This is a genomic window from Bacillus cereus group sp. BfR-BA-01347 (genome assembly GCF_022663835.1).
Classification (GTDB): domain Bacteria; phylum Bacillota; class Bacilli; order Bacillales; family Bacillaceae_G; genus Bacillus_A; species Bacillus_A thuringiensis_K.
Genome location: NZ_JAKUGG010000016.1, coordinates 14569 through 28435, shown reverse-complemented (window position 1 = coordinate 28435; position 13867 = coordinate 14569). Strand labels below are relative to the sequence as shown.

The following is a 13867-nucleotide window of genomic DNA, read 5'->3' as shown; positions in this document are numbered from 1 at the left end:
AGTTGTGTTCGATATATTTCAAAAATCGTTGATATATTGGTACGCGTTTTGAAATGTAAGTGTTAGAATAATAAGAAAACTAAAAAGGGGACTAAAAAACATGTTCACACTCCGAGTAGATGACGAAATCGAACTACAATTATTAGAAAAACATCATAAAGAGGAATTATATCAATTATTAGATCAAAACCGTAATCATTTACGGAAATGGCTCCCTTGGGTAGATGGGACAAAATCTGCTGATGCTTATGATGAGATTTTTCCGATGTGGTTAAAGAAGTTTGCAGAGGGAGATGGTTTTGAAAGTGGCATACGTTACAAAGGAAAGCTCGTTGGGATGGTAGGTATTCATCCAGTGAGCTGGGGGAAGAAAGCGACGAGTCTTGGGTATTATCTTGCAGAAGATGCTGGCGGGAAAGGTATTATGACGCGTAGTGTGAAGGCTGTACTTCACTATGCATTTGAGAATTTAAAATTAAATAAAATGGAAATTAGATGCGGTGTTGAAAATGTGAAAAGCCGCGCTATTCCAGAACGTTTAGGATTTAAGTTAGATGGCATTTTAAGAGATGATGAATGGCTATATGATCATTTTCACGATATCGCAGTATATAGTTTACTAGCTTCAGAGTGGAAGGAGATTCGATGAACGAGAAGATACGCATTATTCCGTATGAAAGTACGTTTCAAGATGAAGTAGTAGATCTTATCGTTCATATTCAGCAAAAAGAGTACAATGTTCCCATTACGAAAGAAGAGCAACCTGATTTACTTGAAATAGAAACATTCTATCAAAAGGATTACGGAAACTTTTGGATAGCAATTTATGATGGTAAAGTAGTTGGAACAGTAGCTTTATTAGATATTGAGAATCATCAAGTAGCGTTAAGAAAAATGTTCGTGAAGAAAGAGTTTCGCGGAAAAGAATGGGGCGCATCACGTATGTTGCTTCAAACAGCAATTTCATGGGCTGAGGATAAAAAATTGAAAGATATTTACTTAGGAACAACAGTAAAATTTTTAGCGGCACATCGTTTTTATGAAAAGAATGGTTTTGAAAGTGTGAGTATAGACGAGTTGCCGAAAAACTTTCCGGTGCTACAGGTAGATAAGAAATTTTATAGGTACATTGTGTAAAAGGTCATTTAGAAATGGCCTTTTTCTATGAAGCAAAATGGAAATAGTGGTATAATTTGGGTTAGGGGGTGTAGGTATGAACTTTCCAATTCAAAGAAGTAAGTCAGTAGTCATTTTCGTTTGTCTTACGTTAGCTTTTATGTTTATATATCCAATTGTCATGCTTTTCACCAATAAAGCGCATTGGATGTCAGCGTTGATTGGGATGGGTTTATGCTTCCTTGTAAATGTACCACTCGTTTGGGAAGTATTTATTAAAAAACATAAAGTAGAAAATGGCGTATTAAAGTACGGTATTTTAAATGATGATATTGTATTAAAAGATGTGAGAATTATACGTCAGGTCGGAAAGTCTCTTGAAATTACGACGAATGCATATAAAGTACATATGGTTGCGATGCCGCAAAATATGAATGAATTTTTGACGCTTATCGAGAAAGAAAATCCACATGTGAAGATAGAAATGGTAGGGAAGAAATAAAAAAACGTTCGGAGAAAATTCCGAGCGTTTTTATTATTATTTTAAGTTCTCTGGGTTTAAAGCTTCTAATTCAGGTACAACGAAGCGTCCGTCTTTACGGATTAGTACGTCGTCGAAGTAAATTTCGCCACCGCCGTATTCAGGGCGCTGGATGCATACTAAATCCCAGTGAATGTTCGAGTTGTTGCCGTTCCATGCATCGTCGTAAGCTTGTCCAGGAGTGAAGTGGAAGCTGCCATCGATTTTTTCATCGAATAGGATGTCTCCCATTGGATGTAAGATGTATGGGTTTACGCCGATTGCGAACTCACCAACGTAGCGTGCGCCTTCGTCTGTATCGAAGATTTTGTTAATGCGCTCTGTATCGTTTGCAGTTGCTTCAACGATTTGACCGTTCTCAAACTTAAGTTGTACATTTTCAAATGTATAACCGTTGTAAGGAGATGGTGTGTTGTAAGAAACTGTACCGTTAACAGAATCACGAACTGGTGCAGAGTATACTTCACCGTCTGGAATGTTTAAATGACCTGAGCATTTAATTGCTGGAATGTCTTTAATAGAGAATGTTAAGTCAGTTCCGGGACCAGTTAAACGAACTTTATCTGTTTTATTCATTAATGTAACAAGGCTATCCATCGCCTTATCCATTTTACCGTAGTCTAAGTTACAAACTTCGAAGTAGAAGTCTTCGAAAGCTTCTGTACTCATTTTAGCAAGCTGTGCCATAGAAGCATTTGGGTAGCGAAGAACAACCCAGCGCGTTTTCGGAACGCGAATGTCTCTATGAACTTTTTTACCAACTGTTTGGCCATGAACTTTCATACGCTCACTTGGAACGTCAGCTTGTTCATTAATATTATCGCCAGAGCGAAGGCCGATATAAGCGTCCATGTCTTTCATTACGCTTGCTTCATATGCAGCGATTTGTTCGAAATGTTCTTCAGTAGCACCCATTAATAAAGAGCGATCTACTTGATGATCTTTTAAAGAGACGAATGGGAAACCACCAGCTGCATATGCTTCTTTTACAAGTGCAGTTACAAGTTCTTTTTGTAAGCCAAAGTTTTCAATTAATACTTTTTCACCTTTTTGTAAGCGGATAGAGTAGTTAATTAAATTGTATGCTAACTTTTCAATACGTGGATCTTTCATATGTAAAGCCTCCCTACTAATTATGTATCCTCTCCTATTGTAACCTACTTAGTGGAATTTGTTGAATGATTTATGTTACAGTTAACGAATAAGTATGAAAATTCTAATGATGAGATAGGGATTAGAATGAAACGGAAAATGATTGTATAATAGGGGAAAGTATGAAAAAGATAAAGGAAGTGATGAAATGCAAGTTCTTTTATATGTAAGTGCGGCTATTATCGCGGTTGCTTTCGCAGTATTAGTAGTGTATGTATGCAGAACGTTGTTATCGGTTCAGAAGACGTTAGAAAACGTTGCAAGCACGTTAGAAGGTTTAGAAAAACAAATGCAAGGAATTAGCGTAGAGACAGAGCAATTATTACATAAGACGAATGCGTTAGCTGATGATATTCAACAGAAGTCACAGTCATTAAATAAAGTGGTAGCGGGTGTAGATGGGATTGGAACGACAATCCAATCTTTAAATACGAAGCTTCGTAATGTATCAGACTCTGTAACGGATGAAATTGAAAATAACGCTGATAAAGTAGCGCAAGTTGTACAGTGGAGCAGTGCGGCGATTGAAGTATACAATCATTACCGTGCGTCGAGACAAGAGAAGAAGGTTGAAAAAGAAGAGCGTAAATTAGAAAGAATTGAGAAAAAAGCTGAAAAGAAAGAGAAGCGCTCTAGATTTCGTATGAGAGGTGAATCGTGATGAATATGACAAAACTTGAAACAATTGAAGAGCTTGAAGTCTTAGTAGAAAAGAATGAGCCGTATGTTCTTTTTAAACATAGTACGACATGCCCGATTAGTCACGGTGCATACACAGAATTTCAAGCGTATTGCAGTGAAGAAAGAGCGGTACCAGCGTATTACTTATACGTACAAGACGCGAGAGATGTGTCGAATCGTGTTGCAGAACAGTACAGCATTAAACATGAATCTCCGCAAGTGTTATACATAAAAGATGGGATCGTAGTATGGAATACGTCTCATTGGAACATTAAAAAAGACGCTTTAGAAGAGAATATTAAGTAAAAAGAAGCAAGCTAAAGGTGCTTGCTTCTTTTTTTTGTTTTTGTTGAAATATATTTAATGGTACACTGTTATTAGTTCAAATTAAATAACTAGATTGTTGAAAGTAGGTTTTAAGTAATGAAGAAAATGGCATTATCCTTCGCGGTCGTAAGTTTATTACTGGGAGCTTGTAGTAACGATAGTAATACGATTAGTAAGAAGGATGAAGTTATACAAAAAGATACAAAAGAAAAAAGTATGATTCCGAGAACTGCTGTTTCTAAAGATTATTATAGAACTGTTATTCCTTTAAAAGAACAAAAGGTTATTAATACAGCTAATATAAAAACAAATTCTAAATTAGATTTAGCAGAGTATGAAAATGGTTTAATAAATATTGCAACGCAACAATTTGATACAGAGAGTCACGTACTGCAATTAAATCAGTATATTCCAGAGAAACTAGTTGATGAACTAGTTGCGAAAGTAGAAGCGCCAGTTTTGACGAATATTATAGAACAAGACTATTTTGGAAAACAGAATTCAAATGAATTAAGTTTATCTGGTGTTATGATTGGCTTAGCTATGTCTTCAAGTGTATCGAATGAAGAAGCTATGTCTAAAGGGTCTGAAGTTGCTAAACAACTTATTGAAGCTATTAACAAAAATGATAAGTATAACAAATCTCCAATTACGTTTGCTATCTTTAAGCAAGAAAGTACTAGTTCTTTAAAAAATGGTACGTATATTGCTAGTGCTACTGTTCAAAAGAATGATACGAACCTTGGAAATTGGAGTACAATTGATGAAAAGTCGTATTCATATCCTTCTGATGAATTTACACAAGCACATGGAGAAGATAATACAAAAATAAATAACTTTGCTAAGGAAATAAAAGGTTTTTCTAATGGAGATTTTATTCCAGTCAACGCTAAAGTTTCTTATAAGAAAGATCAAATGGATACATTAAATATGAATATTGTTATTAAATATAACGGTAAAACAGAATTAATGGCTCTTACCCAATTGGCTGCTCAAGGCATGTTAGACAAATTGCCTAAAGATGCGAAAGTACAATTACAGATTAAGTCCGAGAGTAAAATTGAGGCCGTTATTATAAAAGAGAAAAACAGTGATAAACCGTTTGTTTCCTTCTTGTAAAAAAGACAGTATGTAAACTGTCTTTTTTTTATTTTAAATAAAAATATACAATGTTTTTTGATAGTAATTCATTGCTGTATATCGTGTGACAATCGTATATGTATCAGCTATAATAAGTTATCTTAAAAAAGTAATATATAGGAATTTGAAAGAGGTGGCTTTCTTATGGCATCACAACAATTAGGTCGTTTACGTTCTAAAATTGATCAACTTAATTTACAAATATTAGAGTTACTAAACGAAAGAGGTCGTCTCGTACAAGAAGTTGGTAATTTAAAAGAAATACAAGGTGTGAAACGTTTTGATCCTGTACGTGAAAGAAATATGCTGGATTTAATTGCAGAGAATAATAATGGTCCATTTGAAACTTCGACTTTACAACATATTTTCAAACAAATTTTTCAAGCTGGTTTAGAATTACAAGAAGATGATCATCGTAAAGCATTACTTGTTTCTCGTAAGAAAAAAACAGAAGATACAATTGTTGAAATTAATGGTGAAAAAATTGGTGACGGAAATCAGCATTTTATTATGGGACCGTGTGCAGTGGAAAGTTATGAACAAGTACGTCAAGTTGCTGAAGCAATGAAAGAGCAAGGTCTGAAATTAATGCGTGGTGGTGCGTTCAAACCACGTACTTCACCGTATGATTTTCAAGGTCTTGGATTAGAGGGATTACAAATTTTGCGCCAGGTAGCAGATGAATATGATTTGGCTGTTATTAGTGAAATTTTAAATCCGAATGATATTGAGATGTCATTAGATTACGTTGATGTTATTCAAATTGGCGCTCGCAATATGCAAAACTTTGATTTGCTAAGGGCAGCTGGTGCTGTAAATAAACCAGTATTATTAAAACGTGGTCTATCAGCAACGATCGAAGAATTCATTAATGCGGCAGAATATATTATGGCAAAGGGAAATGGAAACATTATTTTATGTGAACGAGGTATTCGCACGTATGAAAGAGCGACGCGTAATACGCTTGATATTTCCGCTGTGCCGATTTTAAAGAAAGAAACACATTTACCTGTCGTTGTCGATGTAACGCATTCTACAGGGCGACGTGACCTTCTCTTACCAACTGCAAAAGCAGCGATGGCAATTGGTGCAGACGCAATTATGGCTGAAGTACATCCAGATCCAGCTGTAGCTTTATCAGATGCGGCGCAGCAAATGAATATACCGCAGTTCAATGATTTTATGAATGAATTAAAATCATTTGGAAGTAAATTATAAAAACTTTTAATGAGCTGTTCCAAGAAGGCATTTTGGAACAGCTTTCTCCTATTGTATAGCGACTGTCATTGTCGATTTTTGTTGATAAGTTGATATATTTAAAAAATCGCTGATATAATTAGAGTTGCGGTCGATATATTTGGAAAATCGCTGATATATTTCGAGTTACAGTCGATATATTCGAAAAATCGCCGATATAAATTTCATTTACTATCGTACTGTTTAAAATAAGATTTCTACTTAGGAAACATCTATTTTTTTACAAAAAATGCCCTTTTTTCATAAAAAATACGAAAATACGAGAAAAGAAGCGAATTTTTTCGAAACTTTTGCGGGAAAATATTGTATGAGCCTGCGTTTTTATCGTATCATTAGTAAAAGGAAGAACTCGGGACGATTGGTGGCATCTGCAAATAGAGTTGATGTCTTTTTTTCATTCAAGTAACCGATACATAAAAATAGATAACAAAAATAGAAGGAGTGTGCGATGAGATGAACGTAACAATATATGATGTAGCGCGCGAAGCAAACGTTTCAATGGCTACCGTATCACGCGTTGTGAACGGTAACCCAAATGTAAAGCCTACAACAAGAAAGAAAGTATTAGAAGCAATTGATCGTTTAGGATACCGCCCAAATGCGGTAGCACGTGGACTAGCAAGTAAGAAGACAACTACAGTAGGTGTTATTATTCCTGATATCTCAAATACGTTTTATGCAGAACTTGCACGTGGAATTGAAGATATCGCAACAATGTACAAATATAACATCATTTTAAGTAACTCTGATCAAAACAAAGAGAAAGAGTTCCATTTATTAAATACGATGCTTGGAAAACAAGTGGACGGAATTGTTTTCATGGGTGAAGATATTACAGACATTCACATTGAAGAATTTAAAAAATCTCCAGTACCAATTGTATTAGCAGCGTCATTTGATGAGCAAAATGAAACGCCATCAGTAAATATTGATTATACACAAGCAGCTTATGATGCAATGAAGCACTTTATTGAGCAAGGACATAAGCGTATCGGTTTCGTCTCTGGTCCTTTCATTGATAAAGCAGGAAGTGCGAAGAAGTTACAAGGTTATAAAAAAGCTCTAGAAGAAGCAAGTATTTCATATGATGAAAATCTTGTAATCGATGGAGATTACACATATGATTCAGGTATTGAAGCATTTGAAAAGCTTTGGAGCAATGATGAAAAGCCAACAGCAATCTTCGTGTCTTCTGATGAAATGGCACTAGGTGTAATCCATGCAGCACAAGACGCTGGATTAAACGTACCAACTGACGTAGAAGTACTTGGTTTCGATAATACACGTCTTGCATTAATGGTTCGTCCGCAGCTTTCAACAGTTGTTCAACCGATGTATGATATCGGTGCAGTAGCAATGCGTTTATTAACAAAGTATATGAACAAAGAAAAAGTGGAAGATCACACTGTTATCTTACCTCACCGTATCCAATTTAGAGATTCAACCAAGTAAGTATAAAAAAGCTCACAGCATTTGCTGTGAGCTTTTATTCGGATTCAGGATAGTATTTTTGTACGACTGTATCCACCGCTTTATTTTTCTTAACGTGTAAAAATCTTGCGTACAATTCTTTTCCAGTTTTAAAGGGGTATCGTCTAATTCAAACACATGCAACACTTTTCGAAACGTCCACGTTACTTGCTCATCGTACATATTATCGTACGTATCTTCAGATTGCATAGCAATTTTTTTACCAAGTTCGTGAGCATCCTCTAAACTGTTTGCTTTAACAAGAATAATGCTTTCTTCAAAAAGTGTATTGTGATTCTCTTCATAATGCCCATCAATTTTCGTAGAATTAGGCTCACTAGAATGAACAGACTCAAACAATAATTTTACAGCGTACATATTATGCTGCATGTTTCACTTTATAAACAATACTTGCGACAAGCGAAGCAGGTATTGTAAATACGTTACTTTGATAATGGTAATGTACTTGGGATTCTTCATAAGACATATTGTCATATAGTTCGTTTTGTGAGACATTCATTTTTTTCTGTTTTTCTTTGAGCATTTTAATGTAGTTGTACTGTATTGGGACGAGAATGATGAAATAAGCTAATACGATTAGTGAAATCCAAATCATTATGAACACTCCCTTACAAAGGATATTTGTATATGGTAATTATATCAATTTACATGAGGGATATCCATATTTTTCTAGTGGTCAATTTCTTTTCCAAAATGCAAAAAGTTCTTCAGGACTTCGTAAATTATGTTCAAGGCATGTTTGTGAAGTGCGTTTAAAATATCCTACAATATCATCTTCCAATTGAAATCCTCCCTAGTATATAGCTTACCTGGAAGAGTTCTCTATAGATTGTATGATTCCTTGTTATATGTCACATAAGTGTAAAAATAACTATTATAGGGCAATGTCATGTATAATAGAAAGAAAAGGCTTGTGAGGGGGGAAAAGAGATGATCGTTCTTTGGATAATTACGCTTTGTATGACTGCTATTTTTGCATATATGACGTTAAAACAAAATGGTTTAAAGCGATTTGTTCCAGGAAGTATTCTTGCAGGAATTGCCCTTATCACGTATGTAATTTCTATTTTTATTGAAAGTGTATCAGTAGATATGAGCAAAAGTTTAATGTTTATTGGTATTACACTATTTGCAGGTAGCATTATGGTACTTATGGTTGCTGGTATTATTTTATTTATTCATATGAATTCGGAAACGTTATAGCATATAGAAAAGGCATGTCCCGAGGGACATGCCTTTTTATCCGTTCAATTATGCTCTATCTTTAGAAGAATTTTGTTGCTTTAATAAGTCACGAATTTCGCCAAGAAGTTCTTCTTCTTTTGTTGGTTCCGGAAGTGCCTCTTCTTTTTCTTCTTCTCTCTTAGATGTTAGTTTGTTGAATACTTTAACGAACATAAAGATAGCCGCTGCAATAATTAAGAAATCAAAAATAGTTTGGATGAAGTTACCGTACATAATAGATGATTTACCGAATGTAATTTTTAAATCTGTAAAGTCAACGCCACCTAATACCATACCAAGTAATGGTGTGATGATATCTTTTACTAAAGAACTAACGATTTTACCGAATGCAGCACCGATTACAACCCCGACAGCTAAATCGATTACATTCCCTTTGAAGGCGAATTTTTTAAACTCGTTCCACATATGTTAATCCCATCCTTTCCACGATTCATTATGAAATTTATAATTCCTATCAACATATTCTATAGAAATTTGTGACAGAAATAAAGGGGGAATGGGAATGAAAGTAAATTCTGAAAAATGTATCCGTTTTAATTTTTGCTTACATTATCTAGTAGAGATTGCAATAGTTGCTGCGTTTTTAATCCTTCTAATCCATCTACAACAGGCTTTGTATCTCCGTGTACACATTCAATAAAATGACGAACAGCATCTTCAAAACCACGTTGTTTTAACGTCGTATCCCATGATGGGGAACCACTTTGTGAAACTGAGTTTTCCTGTTCAATTTCAAATGTATTCATATTTTTTACGCGAATGATTTTCCCTGGCGTTACAAGTTCAATTTGTTCTAAATTAGTACCGGCATGGCGATGCATTGCAGTAGAAAGTAATAGTCCACTTGGAGTTGTATATGTATGATGTCCGTAAAGAAGTTCATTCTTTTCATTGATTTGTATCATATTGTGAACGGCGTTAAGGTCATCATTAGCTAACCAGCGAGCAGTATCTACAATGTGTAAATAATCATCTAACATAGTGAAGTCGTACGTATATGGCCCGACTTTATTTGTACGATGCTTTTCAATGCGAATCCATGAAATATCATTAGCCTGTTCTTTGGCAGCGACATACATAGGAACGAATCTGCGATTAAATCCGACCATTAATTTTCGGTTATACTTCTCGCTTAACTCGACTAGTTGCTCAGCTTGTTCCACTGTAGCTGCTAGTGGCTTATCAACATAAACGTCGATTCCCTTTTTCAGAAGTTCAGAAACGATTTCATAATGTGAAGCAGTTGAACTATGAACGAAGATTGCATCGCATTCCGAAGCTAACATTTCAATAGAATGAAAGTCTTGAATACGGTATTGCTGGCAAACTTGTTTTCTTTTCTCAGCGTTAGGTGTAAACGCCCCTACAAAATTCCAATCTGTTTCTTTTGTAAGTGTTGGAAGGTAGGCTTTTTGCGCAATACTTCCAAGTCCAATCATCCCAATTTTAGGTTTGTTCATGTGTATTCCCACCCTATTAATAGTAATGTAACGGGTTAAATGTAGCATAGGGTGGGGGAGGAAGGCAAAAAATAGCTTTTTACTTATTCCCTTCTAACAAAATCTTCTCTATCTCTTCAAAGTTATGAGCACGAGCATGCTCTAGCGGGGTAACACCATCGTTGTCTGGAATAGTTACATCTGCGCCGTGCTCAATAAGAAGGCGAATGACTTGTTGCTGTGTTTCGTTTCCGTTACTTAGTACGATGGCTTCCATTAAAGCTGTCCATCCCAGGTTATTTACATGATTTACATCAATATTTGTTCGAGTGAGGAGTTCTTTTATAACGTCAATATAGCCATGTTCTGAGGCTGGGATAAGAGCTGTTCCGCCGTAAAGATTTGTAATCGTAGGATCTGCACCAGCATCAATTGTTAGTTTTAAAATGTCTAAGTAACCTTCCGCACCGGCGTATAGAAAGGGATTGTTTTTCATGTCATCTTGGATATTTACGTCAGCACCAGCTTCGATAAGTGCTTTTGCGGTTTTTACATCATTTTTGTATGTAGCAATCATAAGAGGGGTACGTCCTTGATTATCCGTCGCATTTATATTTGCACCTTGTTTTAGTAAAGATATAACAGTATTCGTTTCATTTTTTTCAGTAGCTGCTAGTAGTGCAGTCTCCATGTTTGTCATCTCCTTTTTGACTTCTTGTTCTTGCGAGCATCCTTGTAAAAAAATTACGCAACATATCATACTGAATGTTTTTTTGAACATGGAATTTCAACCTCCTAATTTCAACTGTAAAATAGGAACATTAAATTTTTATAAACTGACGCTAAAATTACTATAAAATTGCTTGAGTAATTGAACATATATTTTTATGCTTATAAATAATAAGGTTTGATAAAGTGAGGATTTAAGATATGTCTATTAAAACAAGGTTTTTATTTTCTTATATTGCTGTTATCCTCGTTTCCATTACGCTTATATTAGTCGCGGGATTTTTAATCGTTTTTTCGATAACAGGTGACTTGGAAGCAGTAAAAAATTTCTATAAAAGTTCTTATATTCAAAAGCCACTTACACCAGAAGAAGAGAATGCCTATCTTGAGTTGAAGTCAGCAGCTAAACAGCATCAATCTCAATTGTTAGATGAGTCGTTTGTCTCAGCAATAGAAAAAGAGGGTGTGAAAATAGTAGTAAGAAAAGGAGAAACACTTTCATATGCTTCAAACGTATTTGAAAGTGTATCTTTAAAAGAAGCCCTTCCGAAATTTGAAGCGGCAAATATTAATAGTCGTGGTACAACGGAACTAGGCGATACATTTTATCGATATGTAAAGTTTGATTTTTATTTTCCTCAGGAAGAAGAGGGAAGTATATTTGTACTAAAAAAGCAAAGTTCATTTGTAGATCTTACACAAAAATTATTTCCAATCTTATTCGTATCTCTCTTACTACTAGCCATTTTACTCATTGGATTATTAAGTTACCTCGTTTCAAGAAGTGTAATAAAACCAATTTTTGTATTGAAAGGCGCAACGGAGAAAATTAAAGAAGGAAATTTAGATTTTCAAATACCAGTTACATCACACGATGAAATAGGGCAATTAAATCAAGGATTTGAGGAAATGAGGAAGAGATTAAAAGAATCGATAGAGATGCAAACACAGTATGAAGAAAATAGAAAAGAGCTTATTTCAAACATCTCTCATGACTTAAAAACACCGATTACATCAATTATCGGATATGTAGAAGGAATAAAGGACGGGGTAGCAAATACGCCAGAAAAAATGGATAAGTATTTAACAACTATCCATACGAAGGCAAAACATATGGACACACTAATTGATGAACTCTTTTTGTTTTCGAAGCTCGATTTGAATCGAGTTCCCTTTCAGTTTGAAACGGTTGAATTAAATATGTTTATGCAAGAGTTAATCGAAGAGATGCAAATGGATTTAAGTAAAGAAGGTATAGAAGTTAACTTACAATTACATGCATCACCACTATATGTAACGGCTGATTGCGAAAAGATCAATAGAGTTATATCAAATTTAATTCATAATAGTGTGAAATACATGGATAAAGAAGAGAAGAAAATTACTGTAACAGTATCGAGTGATAATAATAAAGTTATTGTGAAAGTGATGGACAATGGATCAGGTATAGAATCTGATACATTGCCGTATATCTTTGAACGTTTTTATCGTGCAGAACAATCGCGGAATTCTAGCACAGGTGGAAGTGGACTTGGTTTAGCAATAGCGAAGCAAATTGTTGAAGAACATGGCGGGGAAATTTGGGCGGAAAGCGAGCTTGGTAAAGGGACAAGCATTTTCTTCTCATTGGAAAAAGTAGAGGAATGTGGTGAGTAAATTGAAAAGAATTTTACTAATAGAAGATGAAGTAAGTATTGCAGAATTACAGCGAGATTATTTAGAAATTAATGATTTCCAAGTTGATGTAGAGCATTCAGGAGAAATAGGTTTACAAACAGCCTTGCAAGAAGACTATGATTTAATTATTTTAGATATTATGCTTCCGAAAATGAACGGATTCGAAATTTGTAAACAAATACGTGCTGTAAAAGATATCCCGATTTTACTTGTTTCAGCAAAAAAAGAAGATATAGATAAAATTCGCGGACTCGGATTAGGAGCGGATGATTATATAACGAAACCGTTTAGCCCGAGTGAATTAGTCGCAAGAGTAAAAGCACATATTGCCCGTTATGAAAGATTATTAGGAAATGTGAGTAAGCAACGTGATACGCTATATATTCACGGAATTTCTATCGATCAACGAGCGAGGAAAGTTTTTATAAACAATGAAGAAATCGCGTTTACAACGAAGGAATTTGATTTATTGACATTCTTTGTAACGCATCCAAACCAAGTATTAAATAAAGAACAGTTATTTGAACGCATTTGGGGATTAGATTCCGCTGGTGATTTAGCCACTGTTGTCGTCCACATTAGAAAACTACGTGAAAAAATTGAAAGAGATCCTGCTCACCCGCAATATATTGAAACGGTATGGGGAGCTGGTTATCGTTTTAATGTGTAGGGAACCTGTCAAAGTTTTGGCAGGTTTTTTTATGTGATCAAAAGGGGAAAATAGGTAATTTATGTTAAAATATAAAGAGAGATAAAACATAGGAGAGTGTGAGAGGGCGTGCTACATTTTGGGAGATACATTAAAAGATAATAAATCAAACAAGGCTTTAAAGATTGGAACCAATATCATACTTATCTTATTAATTATCGGTGCAATACAAATGTTTTATGATGAAGACCCTACAAATGATCATTACGGTGGGTTATTTATGATGGTCTTTTTTGGAATTAAAATAATTTCTAGTTTTATAATAAGTGTAAAAGAAGGAGATAAAAAGGCAGTATTTATTGATTTAGGTTTGGTGATTTTGTGTGTTCTTCTTTTAATTGTTACTAGTTGAAATATTTCTTT

At 34.8% G+C, this 13867-nt stretch carries 17 protein-coding genes and 1 pseudogene; 12 read left to right on the top strand and 6 right to left on the bottom strand.

What is annotated here, in order from left to right:
- The first annotated feature begins 100 nt into the window (after positions 1–100).
- The 3 genes from MR143_RS21500 to MR143_RS21490 all read left to right on the top strand — a co-directional run bounded on the left by MR143_RS21500 (position 101) and on the right by MR143_RS21490 (position 1618).
- Entirely contained in the window at positions 101–649 is a 549-nt protein-coding gene (locus tag MR143_RS21500; protein ID WP_000494682.1) for a GNAT family N-acetyltransferase, read from the top strand.
- Positions 646–1137 (top strand): GNAT family N-acetyltransferase, encoded by a 492-nt coding sequence (locus tag MR143_RS21495; protein ID WP_001003137.1) that lies wholly within the window; start codon positions 646–648, stop codon positions 1135–1137. Before MR143_RS21500 ends, MR143_RS21495 begins: the two co-directional genes overlap by 4 nt.
- A gap of 76 nt (positions 1138–1213) precedes the next feature.
- Entirely contained in the window at positions 1214–1618 is a 405-nt protein-coding gene (locus tag MR143_RS21490; RefSeq protein WP_001010630.1) for a PH domain-containing protein, read from the top strand.
- A gap of 36 nt (positions 1619–1654) precedes the next feature.
- Here MR143_RS21490 and MR143_RS21485 read toward each other — a convergent pair whose 3' ends face one another.
- Positions 1655–2770 (bottom strand): aminopeptidase, encoded by a 1116-nt coding sequence (locus MR143_RS21485; protein WP_000654731.1) that lies wholly within the window; start codon positions 2768–2770, stop codon positions 1655–1657.
- Between the two features lie 187 nt (positions 2771–2957).
- Between MR143_RS21485 and MR143_RS21480 the strand changes: the two genes are divergently transcribed.
- From MR143_RS21480 to ccpA, 5 genes are all read left to right on the top strand, one after another.
- Positions 2958–3470: a DUF948 domain-containing protein gene (locus MR143_RS21480; protein ID WP_001197720.1), complete on the top strand. Its 513-nt coding sequence runs from the start codon at positions 2958–2960 to the stop codon at positions 3468–3470.
- On the top strand, positions 3470–3796 hold the full coding sequence (gene ytxJ / locus MR143_RS21475; RefSeq protein WP_001057465.1) for a bacillithiol system redox-active protein YtxJ: 327 nt from the start codon (positions 3470–3472) through the stop codon (positions 3794–3796). The genes MR143_RS21480 and ytxJ overlap by 1 nt, the downstream gene beginning before the upstream one ends.
- A 117-nt stretch (positions 3797–3913) precedes the next feature.
- Positions 3914–4936 carry a CamS family sex pheromone protein gene (locus tag MR143_RS21470; protein ID WP_000738000.1) on the top strand — a complete coding sequence of 341 codons (1023 nt, stop codon included), beginning with the start codon at positions 3914–3916 and terminating at the stop codon, positions 4934–4936.
- A gap of 165 nt (positions 4937–5101) precedes the next feature.
- Positions 5102–6175 carry a bifunctional 3-deoxy-7-phosphoheptulonate synthase/chorismate mutase gene (locus MR143_RS21465; RefSeq protein ID WP_000168215.1) on the top strand — a complete coding sequence of 358 codons (1074 nt, stop codon included), beginning with the start codon at positions 5102–5104 and terminating at the stop codon, positions 6173–6175.
- Positions 6176–6667: 492 nt separating this feature from the next.
- Entirely contained in the window at positions 6668–7666 is a 999-nt protein-coding gene (ccpA, locus tag MR143_RS21460; RefSeq protein WP_001103300.1) for a catabolite control protein A, read from the top strand.
- A gap of 34 nt (positions 7667–7700) precedes the next feature.
- On the opposite strand, the pseudogene MR143_RS21455 reads toward ccpA, so the two are convergent.
- Positions 7701–8062: pseudogene (locus MR143_RS21455) on the bottom strand (DUF4288 domain-containing protein).
- Between the two features lies 1 nt (position 8063).
- The gene (locus MR143_RS21450; RefSeq protein ID WP_000637900.1) at positions 8064–8300 is read right to left on the bottom strand and encodes a DUF3949 domain-containing protein; all 237 of its coding nucleotides are present in this window, start codon (positions 8298–8300) and stop codon (positions 8064–8066) included.
- A 335-nt stretch (positions 8301–8635) separates the two neighbouring features.
- On the opposite strand from MR143_RS21450, the gene MR143_RS21445 reads away from it, so the two are divergent.
- Positions 8636–8908: a DUF3917 domain-containing protein gene (locus tag MR143_RS21445; protein ID WP_000636586.1), complete on the top strand. Its 273-nt coding sequence runs from the start codon at positions 8636–8638 to the stop codon at positions 8906–8908.
- Positions 8909–8956: 48 nt separating this feature from the next.
- Here MR143_RS21445 and mscL read toward each other — a convergent pair whose 3' ends face one another.
- From mscL to MR143_RS21430, 3 genes are all read right to left on the bottom strand, one after another.
- Positions 8957–9355 (bottom strand): large-conductance mechanosensitive channel protein MscL, encoded by a 399-nt coding sequence (mscL, locus tag MR143_RS21440; RefSeq protein WP_000266999.1) that lies wholly within the window; start codon positions 9353–9355, stop codon positions 8957–8959.
- A 128-nt stretch (positions 9356–9483) separates the two neighbouring features.
- Complete coding sequence (locus tag MR143_RS21435; RefSeq protein WP_001039692.1) at positions 9484–10410, bottom strand: Gfo/Idh/MocA family protein; 927 nt, start codon at positions 10408–10410, stop codon at positions 9484–9486.
- A gap of 79 nt (positions 10411–10489) precedes the next feature.
- Positions 10490–11170: an ankyrin repeat domain-containing protein gene (locus MR143_RS21430; protein ID WP_000475117.1), complete on the bottom strand. Its 681-nt coding sequence runs from the start codon at positions 11168–11170 to the stop codon at positions 10490–10492.
- A gap of 149 nt (positions 11171–11319) precedes the next feature.
- Between MR143_RS21430 and MR143_RS21425 the strand changes: the two genes are divergently transcribed.
- The 3 genes from MR143_RS21425 (at position 11320) to MR143_RS21415 (ending at position 13856) form a co-directional block, all read left to right on the top strand.
- Positions 11320–12774 (top strand): sensor histidine kinase, encoded by a 1455-nt coding sequence (locus tag MR143_RS21425; protein WP_000023862.1) that lies wholly within the window; start codon positions 11320–11322, stop codon positions 12772–12774.
- Between the two features lies 1 nt (position 12775).
- On the top strand, positions 12776–13465 hold the full coding sequence (locus MR143_RS21420) for a response regulator transcription factor (protein ID WP_033673118.1): 690 nt from the start codon (positions 12776–12778) through the stop codon (positions 13463–13465).
- Positions 13466–13583: 118 nt separating this feature from the next.
- Positions 13584–13856 (top strand): hypothetical protein, encoded by a 273-nt coding sequence (locus MR143_RS21415; RefSeq protein ID WP_000502922.1) that lies wholly within the window; start codon positions 13584–13586, stop codon positions 13854–13856.
- Positions 13857–13867: the final 11 nt, after the last annotated feature.